Source organism: Prevotella melaninogenica (assembly GCF_013267595.1).
Taxonomy (GTDB): Bacteria; Bacteroidota; Bacteroidia; order Bacteroidales; family Bacteroidaceae; genus Prevotella; species Prevotella melaninogenica_D.
Genome location: NZ_CP054010.1, coordinates 280,981 through 300,122, shown reverse-complemented (window position 1 = coordinate 300,122; position 19,142 = coordinate 280,981). Strand labels below are relative to the sequence as shown.

General features: G+C 39.4%; 14 protein-coding genes. All 14 read left to right on the top strand.

Annotated elements, in window-relative coordinates; genetic code table 11:
• Nucleotides 1–9: 9 nt before the first annotated feature.
• The 14 genes from FIU21_RS01155 (at nucleotide 10) to FIU21_RS01090 (ending at nucleotide 19,142) form a co-directional block, all read left to right on the top strand.
• Nucleotides 10–966, top strand: a complete 957-nt coding sequence (locus tag FIU21_RS01155) for a vWA domain-containing protein (protein WP_004359431.1) — start codon at nucleotides 10–12, stop codon at nucleotides 964–966.
• A 56-nt stretch (nucleotides 967–1,022) separates the two neighbouring features.
• Nucleotides 1,023–2,018, top strand: a complete 996-nt coding sequence (locus tag FIU21_RS01150; RefSeq protein ID WP_004359428.1) for a VWA domain-containing protein — start codon at nucleotides 1,023–1,025, stop codon at nucleotides 2,016–2,018.
• A 5-nt stretch (nucleotides 2,019–2,023) separates the two neighbouring features.
• The gene (locus FIU21_RS01145; protein ID WP_036886012.1) at nucleotides 2,024–2,722 is read left to right on the top strand and encodes a tetratricopeptide repeat protein; all 699 of its coding nucleotides are present in this window, start codon (nucleotides 2,024–2,026) and stop codon (nucleotides 2,720–2,722) included.
• 10 nt (nucleotides 2,723–2,732) lie between these two features.
• Nucleotides 2,733–5,285 (top strand): BatD family protein, encoded by a 2,553-nt coding sequence (locus tag FIU21_RS01140; protein WP_172891278.1) that lies wholly within the window; start codon nucleotides 2,733–2,735, stop codon nucleotides 5,283–5,285.
• 39 nt (nucleotides 5,286–5,324) lie between these two features.
• Nucleotides 5,325–6,020, top strand: coding sequence for a phosphatase PAP2 family protein (locus FIU21_RS01135; protein WP_004359421.1), 696 nt, complete (start codon nucleotides 5,325–5,327; stop codon nucleotides 6,018–6,020).
• A gap of 8 nt (nucleotides 6,021–6,028) precedes the next feature.
• Nucleotides 6,029–7,300 carry an S-adenosylmethionine:tRNA ribosyltransferase-isomerase gene (locus FIU21_RS01130; protein ID WP_004359420.1) on the top strand — a complete coding sequence of 424 codons (1,272 nt, stop codon included), beginning with the start codon at nucleotides 6,029–6,031 and terminating at the stop codon, nucleotides 7,298–7,300.
• 123 nt (nucleotides 7,301–7,423) lie between these two features.
• Nucleotides 7,424–8,644: a DUF2027 domain-containing protein gene (locus FIU21_RS01125; protein ID WP_004359419.1), complete on the top strand. Its 1,221-nt coding sequence runs from the start codon at nucleotides 7,424–7,426 to the stop codon at nucleotides 8,642–8,644.
• A 14-nt stretch (nucleotides 8,645–8,658) separates the two neighbouring features.
• Entirely contained in the window at nucleotides 8,659–10,626 is a 1,968-nt protein-coding gene (locus FIU21_RS01120; RefSeq protein WP_036885908.1) for an NAD(+) synthase, read from the top strand.
• Nucleotides 10,623–11,135, top strand: coding sequence for a hypothetical protein (locus FIU21_RS01115; protein WP_004359417.1), 513 nt, complete (start codon nucleotides 10,623–10,625; stop codon nucleotides 11,133–11,135). The genes FIU21_RS01120 and FIU21_RS01115 overlap by 4 nt, the downstream gene beginning before the upstream one ends.
• Before the next feature lie 1,249 nt (nucleotides 11,136–12,384).
• Nucleotides 12,385–12,537 (top strand): hypothetical protein, encoded by a 153-nt coding sequence (locus FIU21_RS01110; protein ID WP_172891277.1) that lies wholly within the window; start codon nucleotides 12,385–12,387, stop codon nucleotides 12,535–12,537.
• Between the two features lie 196 nt (nucleotides 12,538–12,733).
• Nucleotides 12,734–15,313, top strand: a complete 2,580-nt coding sequence (gene gyrA, locus FIU21_RS01105) for a DNA gyrase subunit A (protein WP_036885906.1) — start codon at nucleotides 12,734–12,736, stop codon at nucleotides 15,311–15,313.
• 169 nt (nucleotides 15,314–15,482) lie between these two features.
• On the top strand, nucleotides 15,483–16,745 hold the full coding sequence (locus tag FIU21_RS01100; RefSeq protein WP_004359415.1) for a tetratricopeptide repeat protein: 1,263 nt from the start codon (nucleotides 15,483–15,485) through the stop codon (nucleotides 16,743–16,745).
• Nucleotides 16,746–16,827: 82 nt separating this feature from the next.
• Nucleotides 16,828–17,940 (top strand): hypothetical protein, encoded by a 1,113-nt coding sequence (locus tag FIU21_RS01095; RefSeq protein WP_004359414.1) that lies wholly within the window; start codon nucleotides 16,828–16,830, stop codon nucleotides 17,938–17,940.
• Nucleotides 17,941–17,993: 53 nt separating this feature from the next.
• Complete coding sequence (locus FIU21_RS01090) at nucleotides 17,994–19,142, top strand: tetratricopeptide repeat protein (protein ID WP_050759742.1); 1,149 nt, start codon at nucleotides 17,994–17,996, stop codon at nucleotides 19,140–19,142.

The following is a 19,142-nucleotide window of genomic DNA, read 5'->3' as shown; positions in this document are numbered from 1 at the left end:
ATTATAGAAATGGAATTTGCCAATAGTGGATATCTCCTTTTACTGCTCTTGTTGATACCGTATCTATTATGGTATTTCTTTCGTGGTAAAGGTAAAGAACCAACCATGAGGATGAGCGATACATTTGCTTATCAGCATGCTCCCAAAAGTTGGAAGGTGAAATTGATTCATCTCCCTATGGCTTTGCGTTGTATAGTTTACGCATTAGTAGTTATCGTTTTGGCACGTCCACAAACTTATAATACTTGGGATAATAAAGATACTGAGGGTATTGACATCATGTTGACAATGGACATTTCTGCAAGTATGTTAACAGAAGATGTTTTTCCCAATCGTATGGAAGTCGCAAAGGAAGTTGCTTCTGAGTTTATCAGTAGTCGTCCAAGCGACAATATAGGACTTACTATCTTTGCGGGTGAAGCTTTTACACAGTGCCCAATGACGCTTGATCATGCAGCCTTGTTGAATCTTCTTCATAATGTTCGTACGGATTTAGTTACAAATGGATTAATGCAAGATGGCACTGCTATCGGTTTGGGATTAGCAAACTCTGTGAGTCGCTTAAAAGATTCTAAAGCTAAGAGTAAGGTTGTTATTCTGTTAACCGATGGTAGTAATAATGTTGGTTCTATATCTCCAATGACAGCTGCTACTATAGCAAAGAAATTTGGTATTAGAGTTTATACAATCGGCTTAGGTAGAGAGACTGGGGAAGATATTGGTGCCATCGATTATAAGACATTGCAAGATATTGCGGTATTGACGAATGGCGAATTCTATAGAGCACAAAGTCAGGCTGAGTTATCAAAAATCTATCAAGATATTGATAAACTCGAAAAAACAAAGATGAATATTAAGTCATATAACCATCTACATGAAGCTTATATGCCTTTTGCTTGGTTGGCTTTGTTACTCTTCTGCTTTGAGTTAATTCTTCGTTGGACAGTCTTCAGACGATTGCCATAATGTTATCTCTTAGCGATACAAATAAGATTTGCTTGTTTAACAAGATTAGTTGAAGAATGTTTAGATTCGATAATCCCATATATCTGTGGTTATTATTACTGATACCCTTATCAGTAATTGTCTACTTGTACTCCATTCGTAAGCGTAAGCAACAATTGGTGAAGTTTGGGAATCCAACACTTATACACCAGCTTTCTCCTATGACAAGTAAGAGAAGAGGTTGGATTAAATTTGTGTTGGTAGAACTGGTATTATTACTCCTTATACTTATTATCGCCCGTCCTCAGGTTGGAAGTAAAATTGCTACTAACAAGGAGCGTGAAGGCATAGAAACCATAATTGCACTTGATATTAGTAATTCAATGCTGGCAGAAGACGTTGCTCCTTCACGTTTAGGGAAGAGCAAATTGATTGTTGAAAATTTGATGAATAAGTTTAGTGAAGACAAAATAGGATTGATTGTCTTTGCGGGAGATGCTTTTGTTCAATTACCTATAACAAGTGATTATGTTTCAGCTAAAATGTTTTTAGATAATATCAATCCTTCTTTAATTGGTACACAAGGAACAGATATTGGTAAGGCACTTCAACTTTCTATGAATAGTTTTACACCTAACTCTAAGGTCGGGAAGGCTATTATCTTAATTACGGATGGTGAAGATAATGAAGGTGGTGCTGAAGAAATGGCAAAACAGGCACAAAGCAAGGGGATAAGAGTTTTTATTTTAGGTGTTGGCTCTACAGAGGGTGCAACAATTCCAATGCCTGATGGCAGCGAATTGAAAACATCTAACAGTGAAGTTGTGAAGACTCGTCTTAACGAAGAAATGTGTAAACAGATTGCAACTGCAGGACATGGTGTTTATCTACATGTTACAAATAGCAGTATGGCTGACGCTGTCTTAGGCAGAGAACTTAATAAATTGCAGAAAGGTAAAATTAACAATGTTGTTTACAGCGACTTTGATGAACAATTTCAGGCATTAGCATTGCTTGTTGTCATTCTGCTAATTATAGATGTCTTATTACTTGAAAGAAAAAGACGTTGGTAAAAGGTATGGTAAAACGACTTTATATCTTAATATGTATGTTGTTGGTGTTTGTCGGGAGTAATGCACAAACAGCTAATCAACTCATAAGAGAGGGAAATAAGCTTTTCTCTTCAAAAAACTATGCACAGGCGGAAATTCTTTATCATAAAGCTATTGATAAAGATGGTAGCAATGCGATTGCTAATTATAATTTGGGTAGATGCCTACAAGCACAAAAAAAGAATGAGGAAGCAAAGAAATTGTATGATAATGCTACAAAGTTAGAAAAAGACCCAGTTCGCCTCTCAAGCAGTTATAATAATCTTGGTACAATCTTTCAAGATGAGCAAAATTATGAAAAGGCTATAGAGGCTTATAAGAGTGCTTTACGTAGTAATCCAAATCATAAGAATGCTCGCTATAACCTTGAGTTATGTAAACGTAAATTGAAACAGCAACAAAATCAGCAATCATCTGATAAAAATAAATCTGATAAGGATAAGGATAAAGAAAAGAAAAAGAAGCAACCTCAAAATCAGAATCAAAATAAAAACAATCAAAAAAATAATCAGAAGAATAAACAACCGAAAGACGACCAAGGCATGAGCAAAGATAATGCTGAGCAACTTCTCAATGCTGTTAAACAGCAAGAGAAAGAAACTCAAGAGCGTCTATCAAAGGTTATGCGCCAACCTTCTGATAAAAAACTTGATAAAAACTGGTAATATTGAAAATATGAAACGATATATAATTTTATTTCTGTCACTAATGAGTGTTTGTGTTTTACAAGCACAACGTGTTCGGGTAGCTGCACCAAAACAAGTGACAGTAGGTGAGGAGTTTCAGGTTGAATACGTTGTATACACCCAAGATGTTCGTAGATTTCAATTGGGAAGATTATCAAGTGGACTTGAGAAAGTATTTGGTCCTGCAACTTCTTCGCAATCAAATTATCAATTCATTGATGGGCATGCAAGTAGTTCATCTTCTGTTTCATTTACATACGTCTTTATAGCAACTAAGAAAGGAAATGTAAATATTGGTCCTGCTCATATTTTTGTGAATGATCAGGAACTCGCATCAACGCCAGTAAAAATTTTAGCTACTACAGGTTCTCATAGTGCTACAAGTGGTGGATATTATGATTCACGTACAGACTCTCGTGCTGCTGCAGCAAAGATTACAGCTAACGATTTGTTTATCAAGGTAAGTGCTAATAAGACTACTGTTTATGAACAGGAGCCTGTTTTACTGACATACAAGGTCTATACAACAAAGAACTTACGCCAACTTATTGGTAAGATGCCAGACTTGGTTGGTTTTCATGTGCAAGAAGTTGACTTGCCACAACAAAAAACTTTCCATAAAGAGCGTATTGGTAAGCGTTTATATAATTGTGTTACATGGAGCCAGTATGTAATGTATCCACAAATGACAGGTACTTTACAGGTTCCACCATTGACTTTTCATGGTATCATACAAGAATCTAATGGCTTTAATCCATTTGAAGCCTTTGGTATTGATGGTGGTAGTACAAATTTTAAGAAAGACATTGTAGCACCAGGATTAGCTGTTAAGGTTTTACCTTTACCTAATCGTCCTACAGATTTTTCTGGTGGTGTTGGTCATTTTAATCTTTCTGCACAATTAAATAAAAAAGAAGTAAAGGCTGGTAATCCTATTACGATTCGTGTTGTTGTTAGTGGAGCAGGAAATCTGAAGTTGATAAAGAAACCTATCATTCAGATTCCTAAGGGCTTTGAGTCATTTGATATTAAAACAACTGATAAGACCCAGTTGACAACAAAGGGTGCAGAGGGTAACATGGTTTATGATCAGGTCGTTATTCCTCATCAGGAAGGACTTGTAGCCATACCTCCTGTAAAGTTCTGCTACTATGACTTAGCGCAGAAGAAATACGTAACACTGCAGACAGAACCGATGGAGTTAAAAGTATCAAGAGGTGACGGCTCTTCAAAAGATATTCTTTCTGTTGATTTACCAAATGAAGACATTTTACCATTGAAGATAGGCGACAGTTCACTTGATAAAGTTGGCAACTTCTTCTTTGGTTCTGTGACATACTATATAATTCTTCTTTTACTATTGGGAGTAGGGGGTGCGCTATCATTCTACTATCGTGATCGCTTTGCGCATCGTGTGGATATGGTATTAAAACGTGGAAAAAATGCCAATCGTGTTGCTTCCAGTCGTTTACATGCTGCAGAACTTTTAATGCTGAAGAATAAAAATCTTGATTTCTATGATGAGGTTTTGAAGACATTATGGGGTTATGCAAGTGATAAGCTCAACCTGCCTGTAGAATCATTATCACGTGATAATATTAGAGAGCAGTTTAGTAAAATCAATGTTCCATTCGAAGTGATTGATAACTACATTTCTGCTATTGACGAATGTGAATATGAACGCTATGCTCCTGGTGACGAGAAAGGTAATATGAAACGAACACTTGATGCAGCAATGAAAGCTATATCAGATATGGAAGAGATTGTAAAGAAATTGAAGCCTTCAAGCAAGAAGACTTTCAGCTTCTTCTTCCTTATCATATGCATGTCTATTTTCTCTTTGCAGTTATCAGCACAAACAAAGGCTGATGTTGACAAGCTATATCAAAAAGGGAATTACATGCAAGCTGTTAAAGGTTATGAGAAACTATTAAAGCAGGGCGAATCTGCTGCCTTATATTATAATCTTGGCAATAGCTACTATCGCCTTGATAACATCCCACATGCCGTGTTATCATATGAGCGTGCACAGCGTCTTGCTCCAAGCGATGAGGATATTCGTTTCAACCTTCAGTTGGCACAATCAAAGACAATTGACAATTTGACACCAGAGCCAGAAATGTTTTTTATAACATGGTATAAGGCATTAGTTAATTATCTTAGTGTTGACATGTGGGCAATTCTCAGTCTTGTTTGTCTATTTATTTCGATTTTAGCGCTTGTCGTGTACTTGTTTGTTGACATTGAGTTCCTTAGGAAGTTGTCAAAGGTGGTATTGCCTATCTTTTTCCTATTTTTCATTATCAACACATTCTTTGCTATACAACAGGTTTATTTGTTAGACTCAGAATCACATGGTATTATCATGACACCATCAGCCGTTGTAAGAAAGACGCCTGATCAGAAGTCTGCTGAAGCCTTTATCCTTCATGAAGGTTCAAAAGTCAGAATTACCGATAATAGTATGAGCCAGTGGACGGAAATCAAGTTGAGTGATGGGCGTCAAGGTTGGATTAAGGCTGAGAATGTTGAAGCTATATAAATGACAACTTGACAGAAAGTTTCTTATAGAATCCAAACAATGAATTTAGACGTATTTAGAGAACTTGATAAATCAATTTTACTCGCTTTCAATGGAGGCGATAACCTTTTTATTGATTATTTTGTTCTTACAGTGACCAATGCTTTTACATGGATTCCTCTTTATGCGTCTTTGCTTTATTTGGTTATAAAGAATAATGAGAACTGGCAAAAGATAATACTTGTTATTGGAGCTGTGGCATTGGGGCTTTTTATCGTAAATGGTTTAAATCTTGGTATTGTTAAGCCACTTGTAGCTCGACCACGTCCTCTCAATAATCCAGACTTACAGGGAATTATTGTGGCTGTAAACCATTATATGGCTGATGGTTATAGCTTTTTCTCGTCACATACTGCTAATGCCTTTGTGATAGCAGTATTCTTCTGTTTATTAGTACGTGACCGTATCTTTTCTATTTTGATGATTGAATGGAGCATTATGGTATCCCTAACACGTCCATATCTTGGTGTTCATTATCCTTCTGACGTATTTGTTGGAATGATATTTGGCTCAAGCGTCGCTGTTTTCATTTATTTTTTATACCTTCGCATTTATATTCGTTTTAGTGACAAATTACACTATATTTCGACAAAATATACGCGAACAGGTTATAGCTTTGCAGATATAGACGTTGTTATTAGTGTACTTATATTGTCATTTATTTATGCGGCTTTTCGTGCCGTCTTATCAATATAAATTAAATTATGTCTGAAGATACAAAACATATTAGCATTTCTGATTACAACTATCCACTCCCCGATGAGCGCATCGCCAAGTTTCCGTTGACAGAGCGCGACCATAGTAAGTTATTGCTTTATAAGCATGGTGAAGTATCGGAGGACATTTTTTATAATCTTCCTGAATATTTGCCTAAGGGTGCGTTGATGATTTTCAATAATACGAAAGTCATTCAGGCACGTATGCACTTTCGCAAGGAGACGGGAGCACTCATAGAGGTGTTTCTTATGGAACCAGCACAGCCAACAGATTATGAATTGATGTTTCAAACAAATCATGAGTGTGCATGGCTTTGTATGGTTGGCAACCTTAAGAAGTGGAAGGAAGGTGCTTTAAAGCGTGCATTTGAAATCAAAGGGCATAAGCTGACACTTACAGCGACAATGGACCGCAGTAAGGTTCAAGAGCAAGCTGGTGGAACTAATCACTGGATTCAATTTGAGTGGGATAATACAAACATATCATTTGCTGAGATTCTTGAAGCCGTAGGTGAATTACCTATTCCTCCATATCTTAACCGTGCTACAGAGGAAAGTGATAAAGAAACTTATCAAACCGTATATTCAAAGATTAAAGGTTCAGTGGCAGCGCCTACAGCTGGACTTCACTTTACCGATAAAGTGCTGAAGGCCTTGGATGAACATGGTGTTGATCGTGAGGAACTTACACTTCATGTGGGAGCCGGAACTTTCAAACCAGTGAAGAGTCAGGAGATTGAGGGTCATAATATGCACACGGAGTTTGTTGTTGTTCGTCGTCAGACCTTAGAGAAACTTCTAAAGCATAAATGTCACGCTGTTGCTGTAGGAACAACAAGTGTGAGAACACTGGAAAGCCTTTATTATATGGGTGTTAAGTTGGTATTGTCTCCAGAAACGGCAGAGAAAGACCTTCATGTCAATCAATGGGAGCCATATGACTTACCACATAATGAAGAAGGATTGGTAGTAGTGAATGGTAAGGTGATAACTGCGGAGGAATCAATCCGTCATTTGCTTGCCTATTTGGATAAAGACGGATTAAATGTGTTACATTCAAGTACCCAGATTATCATTGCTCCAGGTTATACTTATAAGATAGTCAAGGCACTCGTTACCAATTTTCATCAACCACAATCAACGTTGTTGCTCTTAGTAAGTGCCTTTTTAAAGGGCGATTGGCGTAAGGTTTATGATTATGCCCTCAGCCATGACTTCCGTTTCCTTAGCTATGGAGATTCTTCATTATTGATACCATAGTATTATTCCCTCAGCGTGAGAATTTATAAAACTTATTTATTATAAGTAGACTTGGTATTTAAAAGAGGGAGGAAATGCAGCTAATTGATAAGATATTCTTTATAAACATTAAGAAGAAAAAGGATGAAAATAGGTGATAAAGTAAGATTTTTAAGCTCTACTGGTGGTGGAGTCATTGCTGGTTTCAAAGGTAAAATTGTTTTGGTTGAAGACGAAGATGGTTTTCAGATACCGACACCAGCCAATGAGGTAGTAGTTGTTGAAGATGCCGCTACTGACCGTGCAAAACTGCGTATCGACCAGCAGCAACGTAAGATGGAGAAAGACGAGGATACTCGCAGTATCAAGCAACGTCTGACCGCTACAGGCGCTGAAGAAGAGGAAGTAGGGGAGGATTGGCGTGATGTTGATGCAGACATAGAACCACATGACGACCCTTCTGTTAATTTTGAAGCTCCAGTGAGAGAACGTGTGGGTGGTGATGAATTGTCTATCTATTTAGCTTTTACACCTACAGATATTAAGAATCTTACGACGACACACTTCAAGTCTTATCTTGTCAATGATTCAAATTATTATGTTCATTTCTCCTACGCCTTGAAGCAAGAAGAGAAGTGGATATTAAAGGCTGTTGGAGAATTAGAACCAAATATGAAGTTGCTGATAGAGGACTTCACGCTTGCCGACCTCAACGATATGTTGCAGGGATGTGTTCAGCTTCACAGCTATAAGAAGGATAAGCCTTTTGTGCTCAAGCCTACTTGTGATCTTCAGGTAAAGATTGATGCCGTGAAGTTCTATAAGCTCAACACTTTCCACGAAAACGACTTCTTTGAGCAGTTAGCGTTGATTTATACATTGATTGAGAAGGATAAAATGGTTCAACACCCGATGTTTGAACCTTTAACAAGGAAAGGTGAGGATGAAGCCACGGAGAAGTTGAAGGTGGGTTATTCGTCACCAAGCCGTCTGTCAGAAGAAGAGATTGACAAGAAGACGGACGAACTTGCCAAGCGTTATAAATTTGAGCGTAAGAAGCCAGCAAAGCAGATTCTTAGCGATGATAAAATTATCATAGACCTTCATGCCGACGAATTGCTCGAGACAACAGCGGGTATGACAGCAGCCGATATTCTTGAATATCAGTTAGATACCTTCCGTCGTACGCTTGAGCAATATAAGGCTCATCGAGGCAAGAAACTCATCTTTATTCATGGAAAGGGCGAAGGCGTATTGCGCCATGCAATCATTCATGAACTTAATTATAAATACAAACATTATTCTTACCAAGATGCTTCTTTCCGTGAATACGGTTACGGAGCTACTCAGGTAACAATTAAATAATTTTTTCATTCAATATGAAACACGGACTTATAAAGGTGGCTGCAGCTATTCCTGCAGTGAAGGTTGCAGATACAAAGTTCAACCTTATAGAAACAGAAAAGCAGATTGCTATTGCTGAAGGTCAGGGCGTAGAGATTATCGTTTTCCCAGAGCTTTCAATAACGGGTTACACTTGTCAGGACCTTTTCCAGCAGCAACTTCTTCTTGACGATACTGAGCAGGCTGTCATCGAGCTGCTCGAATTTACTCGCCAATTAGATATCACTGTCATTGTCGGTGCACCTGTAGCTGTGGGAGCATTGCTTCTTAATTGCGCATTGGTCATTCAACAAGGAAAACTCTTAGGCATCGTAGCAAAGACCTTCCTACCTAACTACAGCGAGTTCTATGAGAAACGATGGTTTGCGTCTTCACAAGACTTGCGTCCACAGCACATTCGCTTTGCAGGGAATAATATTCGCGTGACGCCAGAGTTACAGATTTTCCGTACATCAGAGGGTGCAACCTTTGCCATTGAAATCTGTGAGGATGTATGGGCGCCAACACCACCGAGCAATCATCTTGCCTTGGCAGGTGCTGAGATTATCTTTAATCTTTCAACGAGTGATGAACTCATCGGAAAGCATGCTTACTTAAAGTCGCTCCTTGCTCAGCAAAGTGCTCGCACCATTAGCGGATATGTTTATAGCAGTAGTGGTTTCGGTGAGAGTACGCAAGATGTTGTCTTTGGTGGCAATGCGCTGATTTTTGAGAATGGCTCACTTGTTAAGCAGTCAGAGCGTTTTCAGCTTGAGCCACAGTTAGTTATTTCTGAAATTGATATTGAAAATTTACGTAGCGAACGTCGCACCAATAGCACCTTTGTCAACGCACAACGTCCTGTTGCTTCAGGATTAGCTGGTATTACTGGACAGATTGGTGAACTCGCCTTACATGTTGATTGTCAGCCTCCACTCAATCCTCGTGAGTTTACACTGACACGAGAGTTCGACCAGCATCCATTCATTCCTAAGTCAGAAAATATGCAGGAAGCTTGCGATGAAATTTATAACATTCAGGTCAGCGGATTGGCAAAGAGATTAGTACATACTAATTGCAAATCAGCAATTATTGGTATTAGCGGTGGACTTGATTCCACCCTTGCCCTCCTTGTCGTTGTCAAGACCTTTGATAAGCTTGGACTTGATCGTAAGGGAATTGTAGGCGTTACCATGCCAGGGTTCGGAACAACAGGACGAACCTATAAGAATGCTATGGCACTCATGGAGCGTCTTGGTATCACGATTCGTGAGATTGATATTAAAGCCTCTGTTTTACAGCATTTTGAGGATATTGATCACGACCCAGAGGTGCACGATTCTACGTATGAGAATGCACAAGCACGTGAGCGTACGCAGATTTTGATGGACCTCAGCAATCAGATGAACGGACTTGTCATCGGTACGGGCGACCTCAGCGAGTTGGCTTTGGGGTGGTGTACCTATAATGGCGACCACATGAGCATGTACGCCGTGAATGCTGGTGTTCCAAAGACGCTGACACAATATCTTGTGCGCTATGCTGCCGATACGACTAAGGATGAGAATGTACGACAGATATTGACCGACATCGTGGAAACACCAATCTCACCAGAGCTAAAACCTGCTGATGATAAGGGAGAAATTGCTCAGAAGACAGAAGACCTCGTTGGCCCTTACGAACTTCACGACTTCTTCCTCTATTACGTTCTTCGCTGCGGTTTCCGCCCATCAAAAATCTATTGGATGGCACAGAATGCCTTTCGTGGCGTTTATCCCGACAGCGTCATTCTCCATTGGATGCGCATTTTCTTTCGCAGGTTCTTCTCACAGCAATTCAAGCGTTCGTGCTTGCCTGACGGACCGAAGGTGGGCAGCGTGAGTCTTTCACCACGTGGCGACTGGCGTATGCCATCAGATGCGATGTCAACCAACTGGCTCAATGAGTTGGAAGGACTGTCATGAAGCGAGTAATCATTCAACTTATTTTCCTACTGATTCCTCTGTGCATATCTGCGCAGGGGAATCTGCCTTTACTTCCATTGCCTGTGCTCGAATTACTTCAATATCAGGTGCAGAAAGGGAAGCGGACTGTTGCACCTTGTCTTTTCAGTAAGTATGGACTTAGGCAGATACCTGCAGAATTGGTGGTTGATGACTCTCGTCAGCTATGGGGGTGGCATGTCAGTCCTAACACGGATTTTGACCAATCAAAACAGCCTTTTTATAGGCTCTTTGCCAAGAAGGATAATTCAAGCCTTGCAATCATTGACGATAGGGGAGGAGCGTTGCAAATCGTCTTTTGGGACAAGGGGTATTATCGTGCTTTAGTGTCTGGGCTTCAGTCGCATGGCTATCAGCTGCAGCAAGTCAAGCCAGCGAGCAATATCCTTCGTTTTCAGCGTGAGGGCAGTTCTGTGATTGCTGACATAACGGTGTGGGCAGATTTGTATGTCTTAGAGCTTCACAGCTGATTTATGTTTAAAAGCTTCACAGCTGACGACGTGTCTTTTTAGCTTCACAGCTGATGACGGTTTGTGTTGTTTTTCATTTCTTCCGCGGTCTTTCATTTTGACCATACAAAGGTAACTATTTATTTTGAAGATTGCAAGAAAAGGGCGTGTTAAAAAGTGTTTTATTAGCTGTAAACTGTTGCTTACAAGTGCGTTATGCTTGTTGTGAGCAATTGTTTACCAACACTGGGCACCCTATTGCTATCATTTGTTTTCTCTATGCGTATAAGCCCTTTCTAAGCTTGTTAAAGGCCATATCCGTAATATGTTTAGATATGCTTTGTCAGGTAAAAAGATAGGCTTAAAATATTTTCACCCCAAATCGTAAACATATTTTGTTTTACTATCGAGCAAATTGATTCTTGATAGTAGAGTATCTTGGAGATTCTCTCCCTCGATTACAAAATTACAAATTACAAATTACATTAAGGACCATCAGGGGTTTCTTTACTTGTATCGGGGTTATAAACTGATAGTTTTAAAATACTAAATATGATAATTAATAATATTATTAACTTTATTATAATATATAATATATTATATATTATAATAAAACTTTATCATCCCAGCACCTGACCAAATATACCCCGACCAACCTTAATGTAATTTGTAATTTGTAATTTGTAATTTGTAATTTTTGAGGGCAATATGTTTTGTGTTATTTAGTTTTCAAAGGGGCAATCATCTTGTAAGTGTTAGGTTGTTGTCATTTCTCAATTGTTTCTAATCGCCATAAGTACAGCGTGTTAAGGTGTGAATAATATTTTTTCACACGTATTGGATTTTGCATTTTTGATTATATTTTGTACCTTTACAGGTACTAAGGGGGTGAAGACAATCACAAAAATCACAAATCACAAAATCATAATAAGGAATTTCAATACAACGAAAAGGAGAGTCCATATAATATAATACCTTATTAATAAATAATAATATATAATGTCTTTCATTGGTATCAGTAAATACGGAAAAACCTTAATGTGATTTTGTGATTTGTGATTGTTGTGATTGCAACCTATTGGGAGGGCTGAATCTTTGAACGGAATGTTACATAGGGGTAAGATGTTCATTGATAGGGATTTATGGCGCAAGTTGCATTAGTATGTATGTTTTAAATGCCCATATTCTTGTTTTTCAGAAAGATATTATTTATCTTTGTAAACAAATTGAGCAATCTATATATCACCGACCATCTACGCCAGACTATCTTATGAGAAACGGAAGTGCAAAAGTTTACTTGATGCCATCAGATTGCATGGTCATTGATAGACGATTACCTATCCTGCAGATGCTGAAAACATGGAATAATAGTGTAATGTTATCCTTGTCATGGCGATTTAATGTAAATCCTAAAAAGAAATAAACGCTTCAAAATAATAGGTCCTGATAACATTTTTTCGTTATAAGCCCTTTGTGGTATCAAAAAATGTTCGTATCTTTACACCTTGAAAAAGTACGAAAACGGCTCAGAAGGGAAATAAAGGCTATTGTGGGCAATTTTAGCCTTATGGGGATGAGTTCGTTAAAGTGATAGAAATTTATAACAGAAAAAATATATAATGGACGAAAATCAGACAATTGATCAGGACAGAATTATGAAGATCAACATCGAGGAGGAGATGAAAAGCTCCTACATCGACTACTCTATGTCGGTGATTGTGGCACGTGCCCTCCCTGATGTTCGTGACGGTTTTAAGCCTGTTCACCGCCGTATCCTCTTCGGTATGCGCGGTATCGGTAACTTTAGCAACCAGCCTTACAAGAAGTGTGCCCGCGTTGTCGGTGAGGTACTTGGTAAGTATCACCCACATGGTGACTCTTCTGTTTACGGTGCGCTTGTGCGTATGGGACAGGACTGGAATATGCGCTACAAGTTGGTTGATGGACAGGGTAACTTTGGTTCTGTCGATGGTGACTCTGCTGCTGCGATGCGTTATACTGAGTGCCGCCTCTCAAAGATGGGTGAGCACGTTATGGACGATATCGAGAAGGATACGGTTGACATGGTCAACAACTTCGACGATACGTTGCGCGAACCAGCTGTGATGCCTACAAAGATTCCTAACCTGCTTGTAAATGGTGGTAATGGTATTGCTGTGGGTATGGCAACAAATATTCCTACGCATAACCTTGGTGAGGTTATTGATGGATGTTGTGCATACATTGACAATCCAGAGATTTCTACTGATGGATTGATGGAATTTATCCCAGCCCCAGATTTCCCAACAGGTGCATATATTTATGGTCTTCAAGGTGTTAAAGATGCCTATGAGACTGGTCGTGGTCGTGTCGTTATGCGTGCCAAGGCTGAGATTGAGAGCGATGAGAGCCATGATAAGATTGTTGTGACAGAGATTCCTTATGGAGTTAATAAGCAGCAACTTATAGAATATATTGCTGACCTCGTGAAGGAAGGCAAGCTTGAAGGAATTTCTAATGTTAACGACGAGACAGGCCGTCAGGGTATGCGTATCGTTGTTGACGTGAAGCGTGATGCCAATGCAAACGTTATTCTGAATAAGCTCTTTAAGATGACAGCCTTGCAGAGTTCTTTCTCTGTAAACTGCATCGCGTTGGTTGCTGGTCGTCCACGTCTGTTGAGCCTTCGTGAGTGCATCAAGTACTTTGTTGAGCATCGTCATGACGTAACTATTCGCCGTGCCCAGTTTGACCTCAAGAAGGCGCAGGAGCGCGCACATATCTTGGAGGCATTGATTAAGGCTTGTGACAATATTGATGAGGTTGTCCGTATTATTCGTGCCAGCAAGACACCTTCTGAGGCTCAGAAAAACCTCGAGAAGCGTTTTGACTTCGATGAGCTTCAGTCAAAGGCTATCGTTGACATGCGTCTGTCACAGTTGACAGGTCTTCGTCTTGATCAGTTGCATCAGGAGTTTGAGGAATTGATGCAGACAATTAAGGATTTGCAGGAGATTCTTAATAATCCTGAGCGTTGCAAGGAGGTAATGAAGGAAGAGTTGCAGGAGGTGAAGGAGAAGTATGGCGATGATCGTCGTACAGAGATTATCCCTGACGAGCATGAGTTTAATGCTGAGGACTTCTATCCTAATGACCCTGTTGTTATTACTATCAGCCACCTTGGTTATATCAAGCGCACACCACTTGCAGACTTTAAGGAGCAGGCTCGTGGTGGTGTAGGTTCAAAGGGTGCTCGTACTCGTGAGAAAGACTTCACCGAATATATCTATCCAGCAACAATGCACCAGACAATGTTGTTCTTCACTCGTAAGGGCCGTTGCTACTGGATGAAGTGTTATGACATCCCTGAGGGTGATAAGAACTCAAAGGGTCGTGCTATTCAGAATATGCTCTCACTTGAGCCAGGCGATTCTGTTAACGCATTCTTGCGTATTCAGGGTTTGGATGATGATGACTTCCTCGATTCTCACTATGTAGTATTTGCTACAAAGCAGGGTATCGTTAAGAAGACCTCTCTCCGTGCTTACTCTCGTCCTCGTACCAATGGTGTGATTGCTATTAATATCAATGAGGGTGATGAGGTCGTAGACGTTCGCTTGACAAATGGTCATAACGAGCTGATTATCGCTGACCGCAATGGTCGAGCTTGCCGCTTCGACGAGTCAAATATCCGCACAATGGGCCGTGTTTCTACTGGTGTTCGTGGTATGCGATTAGATGATGACGGACAGGACGAGGTTGTTGGCATGATTGTTGTAAATGACCCAGTCAAAGAGACCGTTATGGTTGTATCTGAAGAGGGTTATGGAAAGCGTTCACAAGTTGAAGACTACCGATTGACCAATCGTGGTGGTAAGGGGGTTAAGACGCTGAACATTACGGACAAGACCGGTAAACTTGTTGCTATCAAGAACGTTACCGATGATAACGACTTGATGATTATCAACAAGAGCGGTATTGTTATTCGTATGTCTGTTGCTGAATGCCGTGTTATGGGTCGTGCAACGCAAGGTGTGCGCCTAATAAACCTCGCTAAGAAGAATGATGTCATCGCATCTGTATGTAAGGTGATGAGTTCTGAGATGGAATCACAGGTTGAGGAAGAAAACAACGAAGAACTTCCAAACAACGCTGAGAATATCGAGGGAGAGGCATCATCAGCAGATAACACTGAGGTAACACCAGTTGATTTCGAGTGAACAAGTTGACAAGTTAACGAGTTGACAAGTTGACAAGTTGCTTGTTTAAAGCTCATAGAAACAACGGTAATCATAATTATGAATTATGAATTCTGAATTAAGAATTAACATAGAATTCTGCATTATGAATTAAAATAGATTTATAAACCTTTTAATAAAGATCACTAATATGAAGAAGTTAATGTTCGCAGCATTGATGTTACTCAGTACATCTGCTGCATTCGCTGGTGACAGCGAGCCACTGAAGGCAATCCTTAAGGCACAGAGCTACGCAGAGGCTGCTGAGCTCGTTAAGGCTAACCTCGGCCAGCTTACAGACAATGCTGAGAAGGCAAAGGCTTATGACAAGCTCTATCAACTTGCTATGAAGAAGGTAAGTGCAGAGCAGGGTGTTCAGCTTGAGAACCAGACTAACCAGCAAATGGGTAAGGAAGGTAACAAAGCTGTTGATGAGAAAGGTCTCTACGAGGCTGTAGGTCAGGCTTTCGATGCTGCTGAGGAGGTTGTTAAGTATGACAATATGCCTAACGCAAAGGGTAAGGTTAAGCCTAAGTATACAGGTATTGCTGATGAGCTCTATCCACTCCGTGGTCAGCTTATCAATGGTGGTATCTTCTATCAGGGTGCTAAGGATGATGCAAATGCTTATAAGTATCTTGCTCGTTACGTAGACTCTGCTGATGAGCCAATGTTCTCAAAGTTTGATAAGTCTAAGGATGAAAACTTGAATGAGATTGCTTATTTCGCAACTTATTATGCTTATCAGAATAAGGACTATAAGAAAGCTGAGAAATATGCTGAATACGCTGTAAAGAGTAAGGACCGTGGTAAGGATGCAAAGCAGTTGCAGTTGGCTATTATGGGTGCACAGCTTAATAGTCGCCAAGACTCTGTAGCTTATGCAGATAAGCTCGCTGGTATCTATGCTCAAGATCCTGATAATGATGCCGTATTGACAACTTTGACATCTATCTATAGCTCACTTGGTATGCAAGACAAGGCAGAGGAAATCGTAAACGCTGCCCTTGCAAAGAATCCTAACAGCTATGGTGCATTGGTAATGCTTGGTCAGTTCGCAAGCCAGAAGAAGGAATATGAGAAGGCTGCTGATTACCTTTCTAAGGCATTGGCATTGGCAAAGGATGATAATGCAAAGATTGCTATTAATGCATCTATCGGTCAGTGCTGGTTCTACAAGGCACAGGACCGTGTAGCAGCTGTGAAGGGTGTATTGTCACCAGCTGCACGTGCTCAGTTCAACGATGTTTACAATAAGGCAATTTCATACCTCGAGACAGCTAAGAATCTCGATGTTATGAAAGAGCATAAGAGTTCATGGGCTTACCCACTTTACGGTTGCTACTATTTCGTAAAGGGTGCACAAGCTCCTGAGACATTGGAAGCTGCAGCTATTGCTGGCGTTCAGCAGTAAATAGTTTTTAATATTCCCCTCTTATATGAATTATTAGATTAAATCATATAAGAGGGGATTTTGTGTTACTAAAATATAGCCGATGAAAAGAGTACTAATACTGATTATTTCTATTTTTACAAGTTGGAATATCGCAGAGGCGCAAGAAGCATATCAGCAGGCAGAATCTTTTAATCGCCTCGCAAAAGAAGCTTTCACCCGTGTAGAAAAACAATCGAATAGGGATTCTGTAGCCATTTTCAATGCTGTTGTTGATGGTGTGGAATATTCATTGAAAAGTGATGAATTTGACAGAATGCCTAATCGAAAGGGGAAAGTTAACCCAAGATTTGAGGAGGAGAACAAGAATCGTCTTGCAGTTCTGCATCCAATGTTGATAGATGCTGGTAAGTATTTTACCAAAGGAAGTTATACGAGAAATGAAGGACTTGATGCCTTACAATTATATCTAAAAGCTCGTAAATCTCCATTGGTAAAGGATAATATCGATGAGTCAGGTGTTGCTGCTTATTACATTGCTTATTATTATTTAAAAGCTCACAACTTAGAGAAAGCTGATAAATATGCTGATATTGCTATGCAATACGATGAAACGGCACAAGCAGCAGCAGAAATTAAAGCTCAGTGTATGCACGGTAAGATGGTGACAGAGGAAGACTCTTTACGTTATCTTTCTGTAATACAACGACTTTATCGTACTGACCCTACTAATGAGACTTATTTCTCATGGATAATGAAGTTCTATCAGAATCCTACACGTAAGTTCAATATTGAAGACTTTATTGATAGAATTCTTGAAGAGAATACAAATTCAGCAGTGCCATGGATTCTTAAAGGTGAAATTGCCATGCATGCTGAACGTTGGGAAGAAGCAATAGATGCTTACAAACAAGCGGATGAAATAGACCCAAGCAGTATTCCTGTTGCCTATAATATTGGTGTATGTCTAAACACTGTTGGTATGGCTGCGCGTGAGGCTGTTGCTGAACGAAGAAAGAAAAAGGAAGACGTATCAGATAATGAGTATATGAAATATTTTGCAGAAGCACGTACTTATCTTGAACGTGTGAGAGCAAAAGACCCTCGTAGGAATAGAGTAGATTGGGTAGGTCCTCTCTATTTGGATTATACTATCTTGAATGATAAAATAAAGGCTGAAGAACTTGAACCTCTTGTAACAAATTTTAAAAAGTGAAATTTATAAAGTTATTTTTGATATATATCTGCTTGCTCTTTTCCCTTACAGGTATGGCACAGAAGAAACAATTACAGGCAGTACGTGACCAGATAAAGTCGGGAAAAGAACTCACAAAAGCAGAAAACACACTTCGTGGATTATTGGTTGATTCGGCTTCTAAGAAGAATAGTAAAATATGGCTCCTTCTCTGTGATGCATTAACAAAACAATATGAGCAGGGAAATGAAAAATTATATTTGAAACAAAAGTATGACACGGCAGCCCTTTTTACTGTAACAAGGAAGTTGTATGATGTAATGTCACGCTTTGATTCTCTTGATGCTCAACCAGATGCTAAAGGAAGGGTACGTGCTAAATATAGAGCTAAGCATGCAGACTTCCTAAACTCTATTCGTCCTAATCTATTCAATGGAGGTTCATATTTTATCCATAAGAAAGATTATAAGACGGCCTTTGATTATTATAGCGATTACTTGCTGTCAGCAAATTATCCTCTATTTGAAGGTTATGACTATATGCAGAAAGATGCTCTTATTCCGCATGCTGCTTATTGGGCTATGTTCTGTGGCTATAAGCTTAGTGATGCTGATAAGATTATGCAGTTTAAAGAGCAGGCAGAGCGTGATACCTCTATGCTAAACTTTGTAAGGCAGTATGAGGCTGAAGCATATTTGGTAAAAAAGGATACTGCCATGTATGTAAAGTCTCTACAAGCAGGTTTCGAACAATATCCTAATTTTGCATTCTTCTTCCCACGATTAGTTGAATATTATGCTAAGATTGGAGAACATCAAAAAGCATTAGAAATCACGGAGCGTGCTTTGAAAGCTGATTCCACAAGTCTTTTGTTTCGTTTTGCTAAAAGTACAGCATTGCTGAACCTTGGTAGATACAATGAATGTATTGAGATTTGTAAGCAGCTGATAAAAGATAAAGACACTTATGCTGATGCCTATTATAATATAGGACTTGCCTATTTTAATCAAGCGATAGAATTAAATAAAGATAGGCAGAAGTATCGTGCCAACAAGGAAAAGATTATAACATTATATCAGCGTTCTAAACCCTACATGGAGAAATACAGAGAGCTTGCTCCTACCGCTAAGAGTAAATGGTTAGCTCCTTTGTATACAATTTACCTTAATTTGAATATGGGTAAGGAATTCGATGAAATTGATAAGTTGAGAAAGGAAAGATAA